Source organism: Thiorhodococcus fuscus (assembly GCF_042682685.1).
Lineage (GTDB): Bacteria > Pseudomonadota > Gammaproteobacteria > Chromatiales > Chromatiaceae > Imhoffiella > Imhoffiella fuscus.
In genome coordinates, this window is the sequence record NZ_JBHUHX010000063.1 from 1 (window position 1) to 22,592 (window position 22,592).

Annotated in this window: 17 protein-coding genes; 11 read left to right on the plus strand and 6 right to left on the minus strand. The window is 62.0% G+C overall.

From position 1 onward, the window contains the following. Positions 1 to 339 precede the first annotated feature (339 nt). The 3 genes from ACFSJC_RS19770 to ACFSJC_RS19780 all read left to right on the plus strand — a co-directional run bounded on the left by ACFSJC_RS19770 (position 340) and on the right by ACFSJC_RS19780 (position 2,293). The gene (locus tag ACFSJC_RS19770) at positions 340 to 1,287 is read left to right on the plus strand and encodes a hypothetical protein (protein WP_386029019.1); all 948 of its coding nucleotides are present in this window, start codon (positions 340 to 342) and stop codon (positions 1,285 to 1,287) included. A gap of 1 nt (position 1,288) precedes the next feature. Further along, positions 1,289 to 1,861: a hypothetical protein gene (locus ACFSJC_RS19775; protein ID WP_386029021.1), complete on the plus strand. Its 573-nt coding sequence runs from the start codon at positions 1,289 to 1,291 to the stop codon at positions 1,859 to 1,861. A 108-nt stretch (positions 1,862 to 1,969) separates the two neighbouring features. Further along, entirely contained in the window at positions 1,970 to 2,293 is a 324-nt protein-coding gene (locus ACFSJC_RS19780; RefSeq protein WP_386029023.1) for a hypothetical protein, read from the plus strand. Positions 2,294 to 2,438: 145 nt separating this feature from the next. Here ACFSJC_RS19780 and hemH read toward each other — a convergent pair whose 3' ends face one another. The 4 genes from hemH to ACFSJC_RS19800 are packed head-to-tail and all read right to left on the minus strand — an operon-like array spanning position 2,439 to position 6,259. After that, the gene (hemH, locus tag ACFSJC_RS19785) at positions 2,439 to 3,539 is read right to left on the minus strand and encodes a ferrochelatase (protein WP_386029025.1); all 1,101 of its coding nucleotides are present in this window, start codon (positions 3,537 to 3,539) and stop codon (positions 2,439 to 2,441) included. After that, positions 3,536 to 4,102, minus strand: coding sequence for a hemerythrin domain-containing protein (locus ACFSJC_RS19790; protein ID WP_386029027.1), 567 nt, complete (start codon positions 4,100 to 4,102; stop codon positions 3,536 to 3,538). The genes hemH and ACFSJC_RS19790 overlap by 4 nt, the downstream gene beginning before the upstream one ends. 46 nt (positions 4,103 to 4,148) lie before the next feature. After that, a complete protein-coding gene (locus ACFSJC_RS19795) occupies positions 4,149 to 5,855 on the minus strand; it encodes a potassium channel family protein (RefSeq protein ID WP_386029029.1) in 1,707 nt (568 codons plus the stop codon). A gap of 20 nt (positions 5,856 to 5,875) precedes the next feature. Beyond that, positions 5,876 to 6,259 carry a DUF6394 family protein gene (locus ACFSJC_RS19800; protein WP_007042097.1) on the minus strand — a complete coding sequence of 128 codons (384 nt, stop codon included), beginning with the start codon at positions 6,257 to 6,259 and terminating at the stop codon, positions 5,876 to 5,878. Between the two features lie 168 nt (positions 6,260 to 6,427). Here ACFSJC_RS19800 and ACFSJC_RS19805 point away from each other — a divergent pair, with 168 nt between their 5' ends. Next, the gene (locus tag ACFSJC_RS19805; RefSeq protein ID WP_386029031.1) at positions 6,428 to 9,124 is read left to right on the plus strand and encodes a DUF2339 domain-containing protein; all 2,697 of its coding nucleotides are present in this window, start codon (positions 6,428 to 6,430) and stop codon (positions 9,122 to 9,124) included. A gap of 31 nt (positions 9,125 to 9,155) precedes the next feature. Here the strand turns inward: ACFSJC_RS19805 and ACFSJC_RS19810 are convergent, their stop codons facing one another. Both ACFSJC_RS19810 and thrC read right to left on the minus strand, forming a co-directional pair. After that, positions 9,156 to 10,739, minus strand: coding sequence for an alpha-isopropylmalate synthase regulatory domain-containing protein (locus tag ACFSJC_RS19810; RefSeq protein WP_386029033.1), 1,584 nt, complete (start codon positions 10,737 to 10,739; stop codon positions 9,156 to 9,158). Between the two features lie 111 nt (positions 10,740 to 10,850). Continuing rightward, entirely contained in the window at positions 10,851 to 12,242 is a 1,392-nt protein-coding gene (thrC, locus tag ACFSJC_RS19815) for a threonine synthase (RefSeq protein ID WP_386029035.1), read from the minus strand. Between the two features lie 396 nt (positions 12,243 to 12,638). Here thrC and ACFSJC_RS19820 point away from each other — a divergent pair, with 396 nt between their 5' ends. The 7 genes from ACFSJC_RS19820 (at position 12,639) to pilB (ending at position 22,575) form a co-directional block, all read left to right on the plus strand. Further along, entirely contained in the window at positions 12,639 to 12,896 is a 258-nt protein-coding gene (locus ACFSJC_RS19820) for a DUF4212 domain-containing protein (RefSeq protein WP_386029037.1), read from the plus strand. 14 nt (positions 12,897 to 12,910) lie between these two features. After that, positions 12,911 to 14,716: a sodium:solute symporter family protein gene (locus tag ACFSJC_RS19825; RefSeq protein WP_386029039.1), complete on the plus strand. Its 1,806-nt coding sequence runs from the start codon at positions 12,911 to 12,913 to the stop codon at positions 14,714 to 14,716. A 161-nt stretch (positions 14,717 to 14,877) separates the two neighbouring features. Further along, the gene (locus tag ACFSJC_RS19830; protein WP_386029041.1) at positions 14,878 to 16,746 is read left to right on the plus strand and encodes a putative nucleotidyltransferase substrate binding domain-containing protein; all 1,869 of its coding nucleotides are present in this window, start codon (positions 14,878 to 14,880) and stop codon (positions 16,744 to 16,746) included. Between the two features lie 24 nt (positions 16,747 to 16,770). Then, positions 16,771 to 17,448: an exonuclease domain-containing protein gene (locus ACFSJC_RS19835; RefSeq protein WP_386029043.1), complete on the plus strand. Its 678-nt coding sequence runs from the start codon at positions 16,771 to 16,773 to the stop codon at positions 17,446 to 17,448. Between the two features lie 166 nt (positions 17,449 to 17,614). Beyond that, positions 17,615 to 19,561 (plus strand): acetate--CoA ligase, encoded by a 1,947-nt coding sequence (gene acs, locus ACFSJC_RS19840; RefSeq protein ID WP_386029045.1) that lies wholly within the window; start codon positions 17,615 to 17,617, stop codon positions 19,559 to 19,561. Positions 19,562 to 19,840: 279 nt separating this feature from the next. Further along, positions 19,841 to 20,674, plus strand: coding sequence for an NYN domain-containing protein (locus tag ACFSJC_RS19845; protein ID WP_386029047.1), 834 nt, complete (start codon positions 19,841 to 19,843; stop codon positions 20,672 to 20,674). 182 nt (positions 20,675 to 20,856) lie between these two features. Next, positions 20,857 to 22,575 carry a type IV-A pilus assembly ATPase PilB gene (gene pilB / locus ACFSJC_RS19850; RefSeq protein ID WP_386029049.1) on the plus strand — a complete coding sequence of 573 codons (1,719 nt, stop codon included), beginning with the start codon at positions 20,857 to 20,859 and terminating at the stop codon, positions 22,573 to 22,575. Positions 22,576 to 22,592 lie beyond the last annotated feature (17 nt).

The window sequence follows — 22,592 nt, forward strand, 5'->3', positions numbered from 1 at the left end:
CAAGGACTGGGCTGAGAAACGCCCCGAACTATTCAAAAAACGCGTATACAATCTTCGGGGACTTGACATTTAGGATTAAGCTGTGTGCGCTTAATGGACCCAGCGAATCCGATCGCTAGTGCCGTTTCTGTCTACCGAACTTGGAAAGCGCCAGATTCCGCCATAATAGCAAGCCTGCTTGAATACAAGACCTGGCCCCGATCTTGCGCGTGTGATCGGACAGGTAATCTGGCGGGCGGGGGATGTTTAGGGCTGGCCGAGGATTACGCATCAGCACTCACTGATGCAATAGGACTAAGACATCCTTCTTCAGGACCAAAAATCTCAAGGGAGTCATTGATGCTGGCTAAAGATAAGCGTTGGATTCAATTCAATGAACTCCATCTTCGGACAAACCCAGAGCACGCGCCACCAATTCAGATTAGCGACTTGATTCCCAGCTGGGAGACTCGAGTGCAAGCTGGCGAAGCGGCGAAAACACTCGATAACGGAAGCTCAGCGATTCGTGTCACCAAAATTAAGGAACATCCAGATAAGCAGGCGCTTGTCTTTCTCATCCAATACATCAACGCGAATATGTCGGCGCCTAGCATCGCTAAACTGGATTCGGGCGTTGTTCGACATGACCCGCTCTTGGATGGCGAGGGAGTAGCGGTATCAGCTCACGCAGTTTTATCGACTTCCCCCAGAGTGGATCAGTCAGATTTCCCCCAGTACATTCTGCTCTTGGAAGAGGTTCCAGGCATTGGCCGAAGCACTTTGCAGCCTTTTTTACGATCAGAGTTTAAGACGATCGCCACCTCTTGGGAATGGCCAGACGAAACCGAAGGCCGACGCTACAGAAGATATCACCCTGTCACTGAGCTACACTTACTAGCTGACACCACATTGGCCGAAGAGGTGCGAAGCGGAAGCACTATAACCTTCATTGAGTTCTACAAACATTTCCCCAGAGGCCACGGCATAGACGAATGCCCATCAATTGAGGAATCTAAGCAAATACTCGTTCTCCAGGCGAGAAATCAAGCTAATATTCTTGATAGAATCAATGAGCTTATGCATCGCTACAGCGATGAAGGATATGATGAACTCAAGATACGCTACAAAAACCAAGGAGGCCGCCAAAAAACCGGCGCAATGGGAATGAACAGAACAGATATAGCCGATTCGCTTATAGGCAAATCCCTACAAATAATGACAAACGAGTCTCTCGCGCAATGCCACGAGGATATTGTCCCCTCCCTTGAAGCGCAGATGCTAGAAGGACTATCACGATCGAGGGCTTAACGTGTCTTTCTGGGCGGTAATCCCCCAACTGTTCACGCCAGCGCGATATCTCCGAATCGAGCATTCGGCCAAGAAGTGGCTAGATTGGCTAGTTCCACTGCTTATCGCAATAATCGAAATTGCCGCTCTGAAGGCATTGCCTTACGAAGTCCCATTGTTCGGAGAAAAAGGACTTATCTCTATATTCACCGGCTTGTTACAGATCTTGGTCGGTTTCTACATTGCAGCACTCGCTGCAGTGGCAACCTTTGATAGGGAAGGCATGGACCTTCCAATGCAAGGAGAGCCCTTCGTTTTGCGAGAAAGACATAATGGACCAGTGACGCCAGTTCCACTAACCCGCAGGCGCTTCTTATCTATGATGTTTGGTTATCTCGCATTCCTCTCCTTCGGACTCTATTTTCTTGGCGCAGGAGCGGAACTTCTAGCAGAAAACTTTCGAGCAATCATTCCGAGCGCATGGCAATGGCTAACTCGAGACGTATTTATTTTTTCTTATCTTTTTAGCACCAGCAACTTGCTAGTAACTACTCTGCTGGGTCTGCATTATCTAAGCGACCGCATTCATCGATAAAAACCCTTCGCCCGTGCGGAAAAGGGGACGGAAAAGGGGACGGATTTATTTTGCACGATTCATAAATCAAAAACCAAAATGACAACTTTTTAAGGCTAGCAAGGGGCGATGAAATACACTGGCACTTGGTACATCGATGAAATGGAAATCTGGGACGATGATTACTTCAACATGGAAGTCCGCGCCTATATCACAATCGGCAAGAGCGGGACGGGCGAATTTCAGTTCGGACTGGTTTTCGGTGACATTGATGGCAAGATCATCAGAAGTGATGAAACGGAGAGATTTGAGTTCACATGGAGCGGAAGCGACGAATCCGATGCTGCATCAGGCTCCGGCTGGATCAAATTGAAAGACGAGCAGACCATCGAAGGAGTGATTAAATTCCACATGGGCGACAGCTCGGGATTTTTGGCTAAACGCGCCGAATAGCCCGTGCAGGGTGGAGTAGTAGGTGTATTCCACTGCTGGGTAGCCACTTCCATTCGGCGGAATACGCTGCGCTATTCCGCCCTACGGCTGAAGGGATGGTGAGGGTGATGGCAGGCGTTTCCCGATGGGAAACGCCTGTTTTGGGTCAGGCTTTGGCGCCCATGTGGCGTGCCCGGTCGGCGCGTTCGGCGAGACCGGCGGCGTCGATCGCTGAGCCTTGGACCTCTGGCCAGCCGCTGCAATGGCGGAGGATGAGGTCGGCCAGCATCTGCATGTGGTCGGGGTTGTCGTTGAGGCAGGGGATGTAGCTGTAGGACTCGCCGCCAGCTTCGAGGAAAAGGTGGCGGTTTTCGATCGACATCTCTTCGAGCGTTTCCAAACAGTCGACCGAGAATCCGGGCGAGAGGACCTGGATCGATTTGATGCCCTGCGCACCCAACGCCTCCAGTGTGGCGTCGGTGTAGGGCTGGAGCCATTCGCTCTTGCCGAGGCGCGACTGGAATGAGAGCAGCCAACGCTCCGGCGGCAGGTCGAGTTCGGCGGCGATCAGGCGCGCGGTCTTCTGGCACTGGCAGTAGTAGGGGTCGCCCTTCTCGAAATACTCCTTGGGGATGCCGTGGAAGGAGAAGAGCAGCCGCTCGGCCTGGCCGTGTTCGGCCCAGTGGGCGCGGATGCTGGCGGCGACGGCGGCGATGTAGCCCGACTCGTCGTGGTACTGGTTGATGAAGCGCAGCTCCGGCAGCCAACGCCAACGCCGCAGCTCCTCGGTAACGGCGTCGAAGACCGAACCGACGGTGGTGGCCGAATACTGCGGATAGAGCGGAAACACCAGCACCCGCCGCGCATTGGCGGCCTTGAGCTCGCCCAGGCCATCGGCGACCGAGGGGCTGCCATAGCGCATGGCCAGGGCGACCCGCACCGGACCGCCGAACCGCTGGGAGAGCAGATCCTGCAACGCGGTCTTCTGACGCCGTGAGATCTCCAGCAAGGGCGACCCTTCCGGGGTCCAGATCGATTGGTAGGCCTTGGCCGAACGCGCGGGGCGGGTGCGCAGGATCACCCCGTGCAGGAGCAGCATCCAGGGCAGGCGCGCCATCTCGACGATACGCGGATCGGAGAGGAATTCGGCCAGATAGCGCCGAACGTCGGGGACGCTCGGCGTGTCCGGCGTCCCCAGGTTGACGAGCAGAATGCCGAGGCATTCTTGGCTATCGTGTCGATAGTCAGGCGTATCCACAAAGGTCATTCGGAACTCTCGGGGCTATGAGCCTGCTCGTAGAGGCAACGATAGAGCGCCCGGAAACGGACGGGGTCTGGAGTGCCGAACAGGGGGTCCTCGGCGACGGGTGCCTCGGCTTCGATCGCAACCCAGTCGTCGTCGTCGAGATACTGCAGGGCGATGGGGAATGCCTCCGCGTCCTCCAGCTGGAGATGGGCGCGCATGGTGGCCACCAGTTCGCGGCCGTTGGCCTCGACATCCTCGCGCAGCAGCACCTCTTCATTGAGAATGCCTTCGAGCGACTTGCTGAAGCGTTTGCTCACGGCGCTCAGGCCCGCATGCTGACGCATCAGCACATCGAAGACGTCGTGCTGGCCGGCGCCCTTTTCGAGCACGCGCCGGAAGATGATGTCCTCGGTCGGGTGGTGGACGATGTCGGCGTAGGTGCCGATGTACTCGACCATTTCCTGCATCAGCTCGAAGTCGGGCTCGACGCCCTCATGGAACCGATCGAGCAGTCCCTGGAGCAGATCGAGCACGCGCGTGAGACGCGCGTGGTCCTGGGCGAGATTGGTCATGACCGCATGCATGTGCCTCCTCCTTATGGTAGGCGAGCGACAATTGTCCAGTATGCCATCATCGAAGTCGTTGCCAAGCCGCAATCCAGCGCCAAATAGGCCCCTCGCGAGGCGACTCCCCAGTCACGACATAGCGTAGCGCATGGATGTTCTGGAGCACCCAGTCCATGCGTCGGTGCGCCTCCTCGCGACCGCAGAAGAGCAGATGGTCGCCAGGTTCGAGCCGCTCGCCGAGCTCGGGCAGCAAAAAGCGCTCGCCATCGCGGATCAGCAACAGCGGAATGGCGCACAACCGCTGATCGCGATCCCTGGGGTCGCGCAGCAGCGTATCGAGCGTCACAACCAGATGGCGCATCTCGTCATCATGCAGGGCGAAGGCGCCTTCCTCGTCCACCATGACCTCCCAAACGTAGGGCATGCGTTCGTCGATCAGGGCGATGATGCGACTCACCAACTGACTGGCCCATTCCTCGTCCTGGAAGCGCGCCAGGGTCGAGAACTCGGCCAGCAGCGGCGTGACCAAACGGATGCGGATACGATTGGCGATGATGGTGCTGGGGTTCATGATGGCGTGCGCCCCGACACGATCGAACAGCTCCTGATTCTGGATATGGTTCTCGCGCGCGATCACGAACAGATCCTGGTTGAGATCGAGCGCGGTCATGATGATGGAGAGATTGTCGGCGTCGTGGTCGGTCCCGGCCACCAGCCCGACCGCGCGTCGGATCTCGGCCTGCTCCAGGGTGACCGCCTCGGTGCCGCGACCATGGACCACACCCTCGGGCGGGATCCCGGTCTTGTGCGGAGATGCCTCGATGACCGACAGCTCGAACCCTTGCCCCTTGAGATGCTGGTACATGGCCTTGCCGAAGCGTCCGTAGCCGCAGATGACCCAGAGCCCCTTGGTGGGCGGATAGCGTGGCTCCGTCAGCGCCTCGCCGCCGAATCCGGACAGCCAGTCGACCAACAGGGTCTGACAGGGCGCCTGGATGGCGGTGGCGATATAGAGCGCGAAGGCATCGAAGGGGTCGTAGATATGATCGGTGCCGAAGGAGGCCATGTTGGCCTCGATCTCGTGCGAATCGGCGCGACAGATGACCTTGATCTTGGGCCGCAGCAGCTTGGCCGCGATGGCGATCTTGAGGTTGGCCTCGTTGACGTTGGTCAGGGCGACCACACCCCGGCACAGCGGATGGCTCAGCCCGGCCGATTCGAGCGCCGCCGGACTGCGGGCGTCGGCACAGAGCGCGGGTACGAACTCGCGCTGGTTGTCGAGCCGAAGCAGATTGATACGGTCCGGGTCGACGTCGATCACGACCGCCTGCAGATGGCGGTCGGTGAGTCCGCGCACCAAGGCGCTTCCGGTCTGACCATAACCACAGACCAGATAGAAGGGGCGCGAGAGCGCACGCACCCGCATACGGAATCGACGTTCGGCGATCGCCCGCTGCAACGTGGTGTCCTGCAGAAGCGCGATCAGGTTGCCGATGGCATAGATCCAGACCGCCACGGTGGAGAAAACGGTCAGAGAGACCCACAGCCGCTGGGCATCGGTGAAGGCATTGGGCAGCTCGCCGAAACCGATGGTCGTCGACATGTAGCTGACGAAATAGAAGGCATGAAACAGGCTCATGCTGGTCGGACGACCGTCGGCGTCCTGGGCCGGGATGAGCGCCATGCCCGCCATGGCGACGGCATAGACGACGATGAGGATCAGCAGCGGCGCGCGCATCCGCCGCAGGACGAGGAAAAAGATGGTATCCATGGGTGTGGCGCGGACGGCCCTCAGCGACGCACCATCACGGTCTCGATCACCAGCAAGACGACCGACACCACGTTGGCGATCATGGCGCCGCCGGACAGCGAGACGACGCTGGCCATGACCGAAGGGGTCAATCCGGCATCGGTCGCGTAGACCGAGAAGGTCCACAGCAGAGTGGCGGCCAACAGTTGCAGCATGGCGACCAGGCTGGTGGACAGCAGTACGGCCCCGATCTGACTGCGATCGCCGAACTTGAGGACCGTGGCGACCATGTTGACGACCACCACCGCGAACAGCTCCCAGGCATGATGATGATTCGGATTGTCGAGCTCCCCGACGAAGAAGCCGAAATTGAGGGTCAGTGCGAGAACGATGAAAAAACCAAAGACGACCTTCTCTGGATTCATGGGCTGAATTTCCTGATTGACGACGGGGATGCGCGGTTATTGTCGCGGGTCGCGAGCAAAAGGCAATGCCTGACACCGAAGCGAAACGCCCGGCCGATGCGGGCATGGACCCGAGACCGACGGGAGCGGCTATGCTGTCGTGAGCCCCTATTTCGAAGGTGAACGACCATGCCGATCCGAGATGTCCTACTCACGCTCGTGCTCTCGCTCGCCGGGCTCGCCTTCGGTCTCTGGAGCGACGAACCGCTGCTGTACGGACTGATCGGATTGCTGTTCGGCCGCCAGCTGTCGCTGAGCCTCTCGGTCGACGACCTGCGCGAACAGATCGCCCGACTGCGTAACGCGCCAGCACCGGGCGCGTCCTCAAGCACCCAGACCGAGACGGATCGGGCCGCAGCGCAACCCACGCAGCCGACGACGGCCGAGCAGGCGTCAGAACCGGACAGCGAACCGCTCTCGCTGGACCTCGACTGGCAGACGACGCCAGAGCCGACCGTGGCGAAACCCGAGGCTACGCGCCCGGCGCCGCGCCCCGACCCCATCCTCGGGTTCATCCAGCTGGTCCGCGACTGGTTCCTCGGCGGCAACCTCTTCGTGCGCGTCGGCATCCTGCTGGTCTTCTTCGGCGTCGCCTTTCTCATCAAATACGCGGTCGACCAGCAGTGGCTGAGCTTCACGCTCGAACTGCGCCTGGCTGCGGTAGCGGCGGGCGGCGCGGCCCTGCTCGGGCTCGGCTGGCGGCTGCGCAAGGGTCGGCGCGACTATGCCCTGCTGCTGCAGGGCGCGGGGATCGGCATCCTCTATCTCGCGATCCACGGCAGTCACCAGCTCGCCCATCTGCTCGGCGCGGGACCGGCCTTCGCCGCGCTGACCGCGATCGGTCTGGGCGCGGCCGGACTCGCGGTGATCCAAAACGCACCCTCGCTGGCCTGGTTCGGCTTCGCCGGCGGATTCCTCGCCCCGATCCTGGGCAACGCGGGCACTGACGACCATGTCGCACTGTTCGCTTACTACGCATTGCTCAACGCCGCCATTCTGGCGGTCGCCTGGTTTCGCAGTTGGCGCGCGCTGAACCTGCTCGGATTCGCCTTCACCTTCGCAATCGCGGTCGCCTGGGGCGTGCTGCGCTACACACCCGATCGCTTCGCGAGCACCGAGCCCTTTCTGGCGCTCTATTTTCTCTTCTATGTCGCCATCACGGTGCTCCACGCACTGCGCCAGCCGCCACGTCTGCGCGGCTATGTCGATGCCACGCTGCTGTTCGGCACGCCGATCCTGAGCTTTGCCTGTCAGGTCGCGCTGGTCCGTCATTTCGAATACGGCATCGCCTGGTCCGCCCTCGCCATGGGGCTGTTCTATCTGGCGCTCTCCGGTGGTGTACGCCGGCTGCGGAGCGAAGGGCTCGAACTGCTCGCCCAGGCATTCCTGGTGCTCGGCATCATCTTTCTCTCGATCGCCATCCCCTTCGCCCTGGCCGCCGAGACCACGGCCGGCGCCTGGGCGCTGGAAGGCGCGGGTCTGGTCTGGATCGGCGCACGCCAGGGACGACCGCTGGCGCGCGCCTTCGGGCTGCTGCTCCAAGCGGGCGCCGCGCTCGCGTTCATCGCCGGTCTGCCCTACGCGACACCGCATCCATTCGCCAATGCTGCCTATCTCGCCTCGGCCATGATCGGCATCGCGAGCCTCGTCAGCGCCTACTGGCTCGACCGCTGCGAGACGAAGCGGGCGCGCTGGGAATGGGGCGGCGCGCCCTGGCTTCTGCTCTGGGGCCTGGCCTGGTGGTTCGGCGCCGGCGTGCTGGAGCTGAACCGCATCGACCCGGCCGATGCCTTCGCCGCACATTGGCTCTGGTACGGCACCGGATCGCTCCTGACCGCCGAACTGCTGGTGAGCCTGCTGTCCTGGAGACGTCTAGATCGCGCCTTGAGCGCAGGGGCGCTGATCGGGCTGGCGGCCCTCGCCGTCAGCCTGGACAGGCTATCGCATCCGGCCGAGGCGGGAGGAATGCTCGCCTGGCCGCTCTTCCTCGCAGCGGCCTATCTGACGCTCTGGCGCAGCGAACGACGCGGGCGCCATGCCCTCTTGCCCTGGAGCCATGCCGCGCTCGCACTGCTACTGGTGGCGCTGATGCAATGGGAGACGAGCTGGCGTCTGCTCGAACAGTTCGGCGCCGTCGAGGGCTGGAGGGTCGCGGCCATCGCGCTGGTCCCGCTGCTCGGGCTGCACCTGGTATCTAAGGCAGGCTTCTGGCCGATCGGCGACTGGCGCTTGGTCTATCGGGTTCTGGTCGGTGGCGTGCTGGCGGTGGGGCTGTTGCTCTGGGCGCTCTGGTCGGCCGAATCGTCTGGCGGAACCGGCTCCCTACCCTGGATCCCCGTGCTCAATCCGGTCGATGCAATGACGGGGCTCGTGCTCCTGGTCCTGGCACGTTGGTGGATCGGACTGGCGGAACAGGGCGTCATTGCCTCGCACTGGCGCGACGACCGGCTCTTCTGGGGCCTGCTGGGCGGCCTGGCCTTCCTCTGGATCAACCTCATGCTATTGCGCGCACTGCATCATTTCGGCGGGATCGGCTACAGCGCGCACGCACTCTTCCGATCGGATCTGGTACAGACCTCGATCTCGGTGCTCTGGGGACTGACGGGGGTCGGCCTGCTGCTGGCCGCTCGGTGGCGCGGATCGCGTCCGCTGTGGATGACGGCCGCGTTCCTGTTCGCGGCCGTGGTCCTCAAGCTGTTCGCGATCGACCTTGCAGCCAGCGGCACCATCGAGCGCATAGTGTCCTTCCTCGCCGTCGGCGGACTCCTGGTCGGCATCGGCTGGCTCTCGCCGCTTCCACCGAAGCGAAACGACAGAGACGGATAGGGCCGCCCGAACCAGACGACTCGAACACGCGTCAGCAGAGCGGCTCGGCGATCTCCGGCGTCGAAGTCTCCGCCTTCTCCTTGGCCAGCGCCCGATGCATCAGGATGTTGAGCATCCTTACGGTCGCGCCGATGGCGGCGAAGACCTGATTGGCGTGGACGCCCCGGGTGCGCAGATCGCCCCGGTCGGTCTGCCAGGTGATGCTGCACTCGGTCAGCGCGTCGGTACGACCGCCCTTGGGGATACGCACCTCGAAGTCGGACAGCGCGGGCAGATTCAGTCCCTGTTTCTTGAGGATCTTGCCCAGTGCGCTGGTGAAGGCATCATAGCCCCCGTTGCCGGTTCCAGACGCCGTGTAGACCTGATCTTCGAGACGCATCTTGATGGTGGCCATCGAGCCCAGATCCAGGCTGGATGAAATACTGCAGGCCAGCAGCTCGACGTGGTCGTAATCCTTGCTCTCCAGCACCTCGGCGATGATGAAGGGCAGATCCTCGGTGGTGATGGTCTTCTTGGAGTCGCCCAATTCGACGACACGCTTGAGGACCTTGCGCTGGTTCTCCTCCGAGAGATGGATATCCAGCCGCTCCAGATTCTTGGCCAACGACGCCTTGCCGGCGAGCTTGCCGAGCGCATATTTGCGTCGGCGGGCGAAGCGCTCGGGCGACAGTCGGCTGTGATAGAGACTGCCCTTCTTGTCGCCGTCGGCATGGATGCCGGCTGTCTGGGTAAAGACGTCGGCGCCGACGATGGGGGCGTTGTCGGCGATACGCTTACCCGAGAAATACTCGACCAGCTCGCTGACCCGCGCCAGATGGCTCTCGTCGATGCCAACCTCGAACCCGAGCTGATCGCGGAGGTTGACCGCGACCTCGGCCAGCGAGGCGTTGCCGGCGCGCTCGCCCAGACAGTTGACGGTGCAGTGCAGGGCGGCGGCTCCGGCCTGGGCGGCGGCGAGCACGTTGGCCGTGGCCAGCCCGTAGTCGTTGTGCGGATGGAAATCGAACTGGAGCCCCGGGAACCGCTGGACCATGTCCGATACGGAGGCGAATACCCGTTCCGGCGTCATGACGCCGAGCGTGTCGGGCAGCATGAAATGCCCGACGCCGAGATCGGCCAGACGCTCGACCAGACCGAAGACATACCCTGGGCTGTCGCGATAGCCGTTCGACCAGTCCTCCAGATAGAGGTTGACCGCCAGACCGCGCTCGAAGGCGATGGCGATGGTGTCGCGCACGTCGGCCACGTGCTGGTCGAGCGTCTTGCCGAGTTGGCCGTGACAGTGCTTCTCGCTACCTTTGGCGAGCAGATTGATGACCCGCCCGCCGGCGCCATGGATCCAGTCGACGCTCTGTCCGCCATCGACGAATCCCAGCACCTCGACACGCTCGGCAAGCCCCTTGTCCTCGGCCCAGGCGACGATCTGGGACACGGCAGCGGCCTCGCCGCTGGAAACGCGCGCCGAGGCCACCTCGATGCGGTCGACCCGAACCTGCTCCAGCAGCGCCTTGGCGAGATTGACCTTCTCGGCAGGCGAGAACGACACCCCCTGGGTCTGCTCGCCGTCGCGCAGCGTCGTATCCAGAATGCGAACGTAACGACTGGCGTCGGTCATGAGGTCGATCTCGCGTAAGGAAGGGGAATGGCGTGCGCGCGATCCGCGCACGCCGCAGGATGAAACGAACGCCCCCGAGCGATGGAGACGCGGCGATGACTCACAGACATCTCAAACGCCGTCCCCCAACGCGGCCCGCAGATGACCCTTGACGGCCTCCTGCGTGGCCTCCAGTTCGGTGCAGCGCGTCTCCTTGTCCATGAGCCCCTGCAGTGACGGCGGCTGGGCCGCCTCCAGACCGATCGCCTCTTGCACCGCCTCGGCGAACTTGGCCGGATGGGCCGTGGCGAGACAGACGACATCGCGCATACCGCGCGCCGCGTGCACGCCGACCGCCGTATGGGGGCAGAAAATGTAGCCGCTGCTGGAATAGGTGGAGCGGATCTGTTCGAGCGTCTCCTCGTCGCTGGCCGAGGCGGCATCGAAGTCGGCCCGGACCTGGTCGTGACGGGCCGCATCGACCTCAAGACGACCGGTCTCGCGCATGGACTCGAACGCTGCCCGCACCTGGGCGCTGTCGCCGTCGAGCAGGAAATAGAGATAGCGCTCGAAATTGGAGGCGATCTGGATGTCCATGGCCGGACTCAGGGTCTGGTAGACCGCGTCGCCGACGGCATAGACGCCGGTACGCACGAACCGGGTGAGGATATCGTTGCGGTTGGTGGCGACCACCAGACGCTCGACCGGCAGACCCATGCGCTTGGCCAGATAGCCGGCGAAGACGTCGCCGAAGTTGCCGGTGGGCACGGAAAAGCTCAGACGCCGCTGCGGATCGCCGCCGCTGACACGCGCCCAGGCGTAGAAGTAGTAGACGCTCTGGGCCAGGATGCGCGCCCAGTTGATCGAATTGACCGCGCCCAGGTGATAGGCCGACTTGAAGGGCAGATCGTTGAACAGCGATTTGACGATGCTCTGTGCGTCGTCGAAGGTTCCGCGCACGGCAATGTTGTGCACGTTCGCATCCAGAACGCTGGTCATCTGGCGTTCCTGGATCGGCGAGACCCGGCCCTTGGGATGCAGGATGAAGATCTGGATGCGCTCCTTGCCGCGCACGCCGTAGATGGCTGCGGAGCCCGTGTCGCCGGAGGTGGCGCCGACGATGTTGAGCTGGCCGCCGCTGCGCGCGAGCAGATACTCGAAGAGGTTGCCCAGGAACTGTAGCGCCACGTCCTTGAAGGCCGCAGTCGGGCCGTGGAAGAGCTCCAGGATGCGGCTCCCGCCCACCTCGACCAGTGGCGTCACCTCGGGATGCGAGAAGGTCGCATAGGAGCGATCGATCAGGGAGCGCAGATCCTCGCGCGGGATCTCGTCGCCGATGAAGGGCGTCATGACCTCCAGCGCGAGTTCCTGGAAGTTGAGGCCGGCCCAACGGCGAAGCTGATCGGGCGTGACCTGGGGGATCTCGGCGGGAACCAGCAAACCGCCATCGGTTGCCAACCCCATCATGACGGCGTCGGCGAAACCGATGGGATCGATCCCACCACGGGTGCTCTGATAGTGCATGGTGCTCTCTAGGACTCTTTGGCTCGGGCGCCGAGGCGCGGCGAGCAAGGCTCGGCAGGGACTCAAACCCTGCAGGTTAAGAAACCCGCGCCCGCTTGACAACAGATCCCTTCCATCTAAAGCGCGGAAGCGACCCAAGTCGGCGACGCGGAATCCGCGATCTCCAACCATCCGAACAGACATTCATTTGGTCGAACGCGTTGACAGAACCGAGAAACCGACCAGACAATGCGACGAGATCCGATCATTTGGCAGAGATGGGCGGATCTATATAAAAACGAATGGGGGGGCACATCTGCTGCATGTCGATTCAATGACCGCTTGCGTCCGCAGGTTCGGTCTTCGCCCCGTCACCCCGCCCTTTCCTTAGACAAGAAACATCTACGGAGTGACATCATGACAAGCGACAAAAGAACGGAGTATTGGAAGGCGAATCTACGTCTTCTAGTCGTTCTACTGCTTATTTGGTTCAGTGTTTCATACGGCTTTGGCATCCTGCTCGTCGAGCCATTGAATGCCATCCAGCTCGGCGGCTATCCACTCGGTTTCTGGTTTGCGCAACAGGGATCCATCTATGTCTTCGTCGTTCTCATCTTCGTCTATGCCGGTCTGATGAACCGGCTCGACAAGAAATTCGACGTCGGCGAAGACTGAGTGGAGCGAAAAACATGACTGAACTCGATCTCTGGACCTACAGCGTCGTAGGCGCGACCTTCGCGCTCTACATCGGCATCGCCATCTGGGCTCGCGCCGGAACCACCGGCGAATTCTACGTCGCCGGCGGCGGCATTCACCCGATCGCCAACGGCATGGCGACTGCGGCAGACTGGATGTCCGCAGCGTCCTTCATCTCGATGGCCGGTCTCATCGCCTTCAACGGCTACGGCGCGTCCGTGTTCCTCATGGGTTGGACCGGCGGCTACGTGCTCCTGGCCCTGCTCCTGGCCCCGTATCTGCGTAAGTTCGGCAAGTTCACGGTGCCCGAGTTCATCGGCGACCGTTACTACTCGCAGTCGGCACGCATCGTCGCGGTCATCTGTCTGATCCTGGCCTCGATCACCTACGTCATCGGCCAGATGAAGGGTATCGGCGTCGCCTTCTCGCGCTTCCTTGAGGTTCCCTATGATATGGGCCTCTACATCGGCATGGCCATCGTCGCCGTCTACGCGGTGCTCGGCGGCATGAAGGGTATCACCTACACCCAGATCGCCCAGTACGTGGTGCTCATCTTCGCCTACACGGTCCCGGCCATCTTCATCTCGCTGAACTTGACCGGCAATCCGGTCCCGCAGATCGGTCTCGGCGGCGCCTACATGGCGGACGGCGGCGCCAGCGGCCTCACGCTGCTCGGCAAGCTCGATCAGGTCGTCACCGAACTCGGGTTCAAGGAATATACGACCCAGGTGATGGGCAGCACGCTGAACATGTTCGCCTACACCCTGTCGCTGATGATCGGCACCGCAGGTCTTCCGCACGTCATCATCCGCTTCTTCACCGTGCCCAAGGTCCGCGACGCCCGCTACTCGGCCGGCTGGGCGCTGGTCTTCATCGCCCTCCTCTACACCACCGCGCCTGCGGTCGGCGCCATGGCCCGCCTGAATCTGATGGACACCATCCAGACCGGCCCCATCGGCTCCGAAACCGGCAACCTGGTCTACGACGAGCGTCCGAGCTGGTTCAAGAAGTGGGAAGAGACCGGTCTGCTGCAGTACGAGGACAAGAACGGCGACGGCCGCATCCAGTACTACAACGACAAGGATCCGGCGTTCGCCGCCAAGGCCGAGTCCTACGGTTGGAAAGGCAACGAGATGGTGAAGGTCGACAACGACATCATGGTGCTCGCCAACCCGGAGATCGCCGGATTGCCGGCCTGGGTCATCGCGCTGGTGGTCGCCGGCGGTCTGGCCGCCGCGCTCTCCACGGCGGCCGGTCTGCTGCTCGCCATCTCCTCGGCCATCTCGCACGACCTGCTCAAGGGCGTCATCGCCAAGGGCATCTCGGAGAAGGCTGAGCTGACGGCGGGACGCCTCTCGATGATCGTGGCCATCCTGGTCGCCGGGTATCTGGGACTCAATCCACCCGGATTCGCGGCGGGAACCGTGGCCATCGCCTTCGGTCTGGCGGCCTCCTCGATCTTCCCGGCGCTCATGCTCGGCATCTTCGCCAAGCGGATGAACCGCTCCGGTGCGATCGCGGGTATGGTGGCCGGTATCACCGTGACCCTGCTCTACGTGTTCCAGCACAAGGGCATCTTCTTCGTCCCGGGCACCGAGTTCCTGATGCCCGAGCTGGGGATGGGACCGGACTGGTTCCTCGGCATCTCGCCGAACGCCTTCGGCGCCGTGGGCGCGCTGGTCAACTTCGCCGTCGCCATCCTGGTCTCGGCCGTAACCGCGCCTCCGCCGGAGCATATCCAGCATCTGGTCGAGGATGTCCGCGTCCCGCGTGGAGCCGGCACAGCGGTGGATCATTGATCCACTCCGCCTGATCGTCACGTTGGACAAGCCCCGCTTCGGCGGGGCTTTTTGCGGCGACCTGAAGCGCGCCTTACCCAGACGACGACCAACCCCGCTGAAATCGCCGTGATTCGTCTGCAGTTTCAGGTTTCTTGACAGCAACGACAGGGTCTATCGCGATGGATATCGAACTGATCGAGATCCAGGAATTCCTGGCCAGCCACCCTCCCTTCGATCAGCTGCCCGAGGAGACGCTCGCGCGCCTCCCGAAACGGCTCTCGATCCGCTATTTCCGGCGCGGAAGCGACTTCCCACCCGACGACGAAACCCCTGCGTGCCTCTACATCCTGCGCAAGGGCGCGATCGAGCTGCGCGACCCGCAGGGAGAGCTGATTGGCAAGCTGGCTGAAGGCGACCTCTGCGACATCCACTGCCGCGCGAATCGCGATGAAATCGACTATCGGGCCAGCCCTGTCGAGGACACGCTCGTCTATGCATTGCCCTGCGACGAACTGACCCAGCTGAGGCGCGAGCACACCGCCTTCGCCGAGCATTTCGAGCAGTCCATCTCGAACCGTCTGCGCAAGGCGCTGGACGTGATGATCGAGACCCCTCCGGCGGGCACCGGACTCATGACGGTCAAGGTGCGCGACATGATCAATCGCGCGCCCATCACCACGCATCCGGACACCAGCATCCGCGAGGCGGCCACGATCATGTCCGAGCACCACGTCTCCTCGCTCCTCGTCATGGAAGGCGAACGGCTGGCGGGCATGATCACGGACCGGGATCTGCGCAACCGCTGCGTCGCCGCCGGACTGCCGACGGACCGTCCGGTGCGCGACATCATGACCTCGGAGCTGACCAGCGTGGACATGGAGACGCTGGGCTTCCAGGCGCTCATCACCATGACACGGCTCAACGTCCACCACCTGCCGGTTCTGGACGACGACAAGCAGGTTGCCGGGCTCCTGTCCTCCACGGATCTGACTCGCTTCCAGAGCGCCAATTCGGTCTATCTGGTGGGCGACATCCATCGCGCCGACTCGGTCGAGACACTGGTGCAAATCAGCTCCAAGGTGCCCGAGCTGCAGGTCCATCTGGTCACGGCCGGCGCCACCTCGAATCATGTGGGACAGGCCGTCAGCGCCATCACCGACGCCATCACGCTGCGGCTGATCGAGCTGGCCGAGGCCGATCTCGGTGCGCCGCCCGTGCCCTACGCCTGGCTGGTCGGCGGATCCCAGGCCCGACGCGAGCAGTCGTCCCACTCGGATCAGGATAACGCCCTGCTCCTCTCGGACCTGGCCAAACCCGAGCACGAGCCCTACTTCGCCGCACTCGCCAAATTCGTCAACGACGGGCTCAACGCCTGCGGCTTCATCTACTGTCCGGGCGATGTGATGGCGTCCAACCCGAAATGGCGCCAGCCGCTGCACATCTGGAACAAATATTTCGTCAACTGGATCCTCAAACCGGAACCCATGGCGCTCATGCTGTCGAGCGTCTTCTTCGACCTGCGCCCAGTCCGCGATCCCGAACACCTCTTCGGCGAGTTGCAGGAGCGCGTGCTGCAACGCTCGCGCACCAACCGCATCTTCATCGCCTACATGGCAGCCAACGCGCTCAAGAACCGCCCGCCCTTGGGATTCTTCCGCAACATCGTGCTGATCCACGGCGGCGACCACGACCATACCTTCGACATCAAGCACCGAGGCACCGTGCCCATCATCGACCTGGCGCGGGTGTATTCGCTCTCGGCGGGACTGAGCGAGACCAATACCATCGAGCGTCTGCAGGCAGCCGCCGAATGCGGGGCATTGAGCAAGGACGGCGCCGCAAATCTGATCGACGCCTTCGAGTTCATCGGCACGCTGCGCATGCGCCACCAGGCGCGTCAACTACGCCAGGGAGGCAAAGCGAACAACTTCCTGGCGCCGGACGAGCTGTCGCCCTTGGAGCGCGGACATCTGAAAGATGCCTTCCTCTATATCAACACCATGCAGGAGTCGCTCGGACAACGGCATCAAACCGGGCGCTTCGCTTAGCGCCGCCCGCCACAGAGACCATCGATGCCGCTATTCATCGACTGGCGAAGACGCTGGCGCCTGCACCGCGCCCCTCAGGGACCGTTGCATGGCTATCTGGAGCAGCCATTCCCGCTCGCCAACCGGGACTACCGTGACGTCGAGTATCTGGCGATCGATCTGGAGACGACCGGCCTCGACTGCAAACGCGACCTGATTCTCAGCGTCGGCTATGTGACCGTGCGCGGCATCCGGGTCGATCTCTCGACCGCGCGCCACCGCGTGGTACGGATCGATCGCGCCATCCCGGAAGCGAGCGCCGTGATCCACCAGATCACCGACGATCAATCGGCACGGGGGCAGGAACTCGCCGAGGTCATGGAAGAGATGCTCGAACATTTGGCCGGGAAGGTGATGATCGCCCACCACGCCCACATTGAGGAGAGTTTCCTATCGAAGGCCTGCAAGGAATGCTGGGGCAAGGGGCTGCTGATGCCGATCATCGACACCCAGGAACTGGCCTTCCGGACCTTCGAGCGGCGCCAGATTCCATTCAAGCCATCCGACCTGCGCCTCCATGCGCTTGGGCACCGCTATAACCTGCCCCGTTACAGCGCCCATAATGCGCTGAGCGACGCGATCGCTGCAGCCGAGCTTTTCCTTGCGCAGGCCGCCTATCGCGATGATGGAAAAAACCTGAAACTCGCCGAGTTTCTCTGTTAATAATAGGTAGAAACCCCTAACCGAACTGGTTCACGGCTAGATACTTTTGCGTTTGCCGGTTTACTATTCGCTATCACCCGCAGCCAGCGCACAATCACACCTGAACAATAGAATGGGTCTGCTGGCGCCGATCACATGACAACCCAGAGCTGAGGAGATGACACCTATGTCAGAAGAAAAGGTCTATGCAGTACCTGCGGAAATCGCCGCGAAGACCCATGTCAATGCCGAGCAGTATGCAGCGATGTATCAGCGTTCGGTCGATGATCCCAAGGGTTTCTGGGCGGAACAGGCGGAGCAGTTCGTCACCTGGAGCAAGAAATGGGACAGCGTGCTCGACTACAGCTTCAATCCGGACGATCTGCACATCAAGTGGTTCGACGGCGGCAAGCTGAACGTTTCCTACAACTGCCTGGACCGTCATCTGGAGACCCGTGGCGATCAGGTGGCCATCATCTGGGAAGGCGACAACCCGAACGAGGACCGTAAGATCACCTACCGCGAGCTGCACGCGGAGGTCTGCAAGCTGGCAAACGTCTTCAAGGCACGCGGCGTCCAGAAGGGCGACCGCGTCTGCATCTATCTGCCGATGATCCCCGAGGCGGCGGTCGCCATGCTGGCCTGCACCCGCATCGGCGCGGTGCACTCCATCGTCTTCGGCGGCTTCTCGCCCGACTCGTTACGCGACCGCGTGCTCGATTCCGAGTGCAAGCTGGTCATCACCTCCGACGAGAGCGTGCGCGGAGGACGCCACATCCCGCTCAAGAAAAACGCCGACGTCGCGCTGCAGGAATGCCCCAACGTCGAAACCCTGGTGGTGGTGCGCCGCACCGGCGGCAACGTCGAGTGGACCGAGGGCCGCGACCTCTGGTACGACGAGGCCATGGCCAACGCCTCCACCGACTGCCCGCCCGTGGACATGGATGCCGAAGATCCGCTCTTCGTCCTCTATACCTCCGGCTCGACCGGCAAGCCGAAGGGTGTGCTGCACACCACCGGCGGCTATCTGGTCTATGCGGCCATGACCCACAAATACACCTTCGACTACCAGGACGGCGAGGTCTATTGGTGCACGGCGGACGTCGGCTGGGTCACCGGACACACCTACATCGTCTATGGTCCGTTGGCCAATGGCGCAACCTCGCTGATGTTCGAGGGCATCCCGAACTATCCGGACATGTCGCGCTTCTGGGAGGTCGTCGACAAGCATAACGTCGCCATCTTCTATACCGCCCCGACCGCCATCCGCTCGCTGATGCGCGCCGGCGAGGAGCCGGTCAAAAAGACCTCGCGCAAATCGCTGCGCATCCTGGGTTCGGTCGGCGAGCCGATCAATCCCGAAGCCTGGGAGTGGTACTACCGCGTGGTTGGCGACGCGCGTTGCCCGATTGTCGATACCTGGTGGCAAACCGAAACAGGCGGCCACCTCATCACCCCGCTACCGGGCGCCACGCCGCTGAAGCCGGGCTCGGCAAGCCGTCCCTTCTTCGGCGTCGCTCCCGCGCTGGTCGACCCGGCCGAGGGCACCCCGATCCAGGGCGCAGGCGAGGGTGCGCTGGTGCTGTCGCACCCTTGGCCGGCGATGATGCGCACCGTCTACGGCGACCATCAGCGCTTCATCGACACCTATTTCAAGCAGTACCCCGGGAACTACTTTACCGGTGACGGTGCCAGGCGCGATGCCGACGGCTACTACTGGATCACCGGGCGTATCGACGACGTGCTCAACGTCTCCGGCCACCGCCTGGGCACCGCCGAGATCGAGTCCGCATTGGTGTTGCATCCGCACGTCGCCGAGGCGGCCGTCGTCGGCTATCCGCACGACCTCAAGGGTCAGGGCATCTACGCCTATGTGACCCCGATGGCCGGCGTCGACCCGAGCGACGAACTCAAGAAGGAGTTGGTCGCCATGGTGCGCGGAGAGATCGGCCCGATCGCAACGGTCGATGTCATCCAATGGGCGCCTGGCCTGCCGAAGACTCGCTCCGGAAAAATCATGCGCCGCATCCTGCGCAAGATTGCAGCCAACGAAATCGATTCGCTGGGCGATACCTCGACCCTCGCCGATCCGACCGTGGTGAACGATCTGATCGATAACCGCGCAAATCGCTAAGGCGCCTAAGACGCACGCCCGCCGATCCGGGGGATCGGCGGGCGCCCCCTACGTTCCGATGCCTGCAGCCCGCTCCACCCCACAGGTCGCGCTGTGCTACCTTCTCAATCCCCACGTCCTTCGTCGAGGCCGCCGCCCCTCCCACCAGCCGGCCCCAACCGTCGAACTACTAGGGAAGCCCGATGTCCATAACGGATTTTCACTACCACAACGGCCAGCCGCCGACCTCTTGAAGAGGTCAGTCGCTTGGTTGCTTACGCTGTATGAACGAGGTCTAGTTTGGGTGCAAATTTTCGAGTAGGAGTCTTCGTCGACGCCGAAAACATCCGCTACAACGGTGGTTACCAGATGCGCTACGATGTGTTGCGACGTTTCGCGGCGCGCGAGGGCGGCATTCTGCAACGACTCAACACCTATATGGCGTTCGATGTGGAGCGCTCGCGGGAAGATCTGGAGTACAGAAAGAAGGCGCAAACCTATCAGCAGATGGTCCGCGACTTCGGCTGGAAGATCACCGTCAAGGAGGTCCGCCGGTACACGGACGACAACGGCAACGTCACGACCAAGGCCAATGCCGACCTGGACATGGCCGTGGATGCCATGCTACAGGTCAATCGGCTCGATCAGGTCCTGCTGGTCACAGGCGATGGCGATTTTCTCCAAGTGGTCGAGGCTCTACAGAATACCGGCTGCCGAGTCGAACTGATCGGCTTCAAGAACGTCTCGCGCCGACTCAAGGAGAAGGTCGACAATTTCTATTCCGGCTTTTTGATACCGGACCTGCTGCCGATCGCCTATGAGCCTCGCAACGAATGGGGACAGCCGTCCTCATGCGTCCGCGGCGTCTGCACCAAATGGTTCCCGGACAAGGGCTACGGTTTCCTGCGGATCATGAACGACATCTCGCCCAACCTCTGGATTACCGACCCCCGCGAGCCGCTTTCGCCCTATACGAGCGTCTTCTGCCACGCCAACGAACTCGCCGACGAGGTCACGGAGGATCTGCTATTGAATCGCGAAACCATCCTCGAATTCTATGTGAACGAGAGCGAGCAGAAGGACAACGGCTTGGTCGCCAACAATGTCAGATTGGCCTTTTCGGTCAATCGATAGGGGATTCGAATGACCAACCGCACCGGGTAGCGATCGATCCGCGAGCTGGGCCTGGCGATCGACATTCCCCTGCCTCGACTAGCTCGCTGCAGAACATCTCGCCCCACGAGCACCAAGCCAACCGCATCGGCTCGGACTCGGCGAGGGATAATCCGTGGATGTCACGACGGGAAATGCAGCCAATGTCGACGGAGCACGCCAGCACAATCAAACCTTCCGGCCTGGCCTGGCGGCTGGTCAGGGATCAGCTCATTTCCGAGCAGCAGATGCTCGCGACCTACGAGGAGGCCGCCCAGCAAAACAAGGGCTTCGTCCGTCATCTGGTCGAGCAACGACTGCTGGATAGCCGGCGCATCGCCATTGCGGCCTCGCACGAATTCGGAGTGCCGCTACTCGACCTGACCGCTCTGGATCTGAGCAATCTCCCCACGACCCTGGTCGACGAGCGGCTGATCAGCAAGCATCGGGCGCTGCCGCTGATGCGCCGCGGCAATCGGCTCTTCGTCGCCGTCTCCGACCCGACCAACGATAAGGCGCTGGAGGAGATCCGCTTCAACACCGGGCTGGCGATCGATGCCATCCTGGTCGAGGAAGACAAGCTCAATGCCGCCATCAAAACCGCGATCGAGGCCCAGGACACCACCACGATCGGCGACTTCATGGACGCCGAGCTCGAGAAACTCGAGATCGCCACGGACGACGAGGATGCAGCCGAGGATGCTGATGCCAACATCGACGACGCCCCCATCGTCCGCTATGTCAACAAGATCCTGGTCGACGCCATCACGGCCGGCGCCTCGGACATCCACTTCGAGCCCTTCGAGAAATTCTTTCGCGTCCGCTTCCGTCAGGACGGCTTGCTGCGCGAGGTCGCCAACCCACCGCTCAACCTCGCCAGCCGCCTCACCGCTCGCCTGAAGGTCATGTCGCGAATGAACATCGCCGAGCGGCGCATCCCCCAGGACGGACGCATCAAACTCAAACTGAGCCGCACGCGCGACATCGATTTCCGTGTCAATACGCTGCCGACACTCTACGGCGAGAAGGTGGTTCTGCGAATCCTGGACTCCAGCTCGGCACAGGTTGGCATCGAGGCACTCGGCTTCGAGCCCGAGCAACGTGAGGCGTTTCTCAGCGCGATCAAGAAGCCCTATGGCATGATACTGGTCACTGGACCGACCGGATCGGGCAAGACGGTGTCGCTCTACACCGCCCTCAACATCCTCAACGAACCGGAGGTCAATATCTCCACGGTCGAGGATCCTGTCGAGATTCAGGTCGCGGGGATCAATCAGGTCAACCTGAACAACAAGACCGGGCTGACCTTTGCCGCCGCGTTGCGCGCCTTCCTGCGCCAAGACCCGGACATCCTCATGGTCGGTGAGATTCGCGACCTGGAAACGGCGGAGATCGCCGTCAAGGCGGCGCAAACAGGTCACTTGGTGCTATCGACGCTGCATACGAACGACGCGCCCCAATCACTGACGCGTCTCGCCAACATGGGGGTAGCACCCTTCAATATCGCCTCATCGGTGCTGCTCATCATGGCCCAGCGTCTTACGAGACGGCTATGCGTCCATTGCCGCGTACAGGTAAATCTACCTCGGGAGGCATTGCGCGAGGAAGGCTTCACCGACGAGGAAATCGACGAGGGACTGGAAATCTATGGACCCGTCGGCTGCGAACACTGCACCAAGGGCTACCGCGGACGTGTCGGGATCTTCCAGGTGATGCAGGTTTCCGAGGAGATCTCGCGCCTGATCCTTGAGGGAGGAAACGCCATGCAATTGGCCGAGCAGGCGGAACGCGAGGGCGTCTCGGACCTGCGTCGTTCGGGTCTGCGCAAGGTGAAGGCGGGGGTCACCAGCCTGGAAGAGATCAATCGGGTCACCAAGGAATAATCTAGCTCGGAGTAATC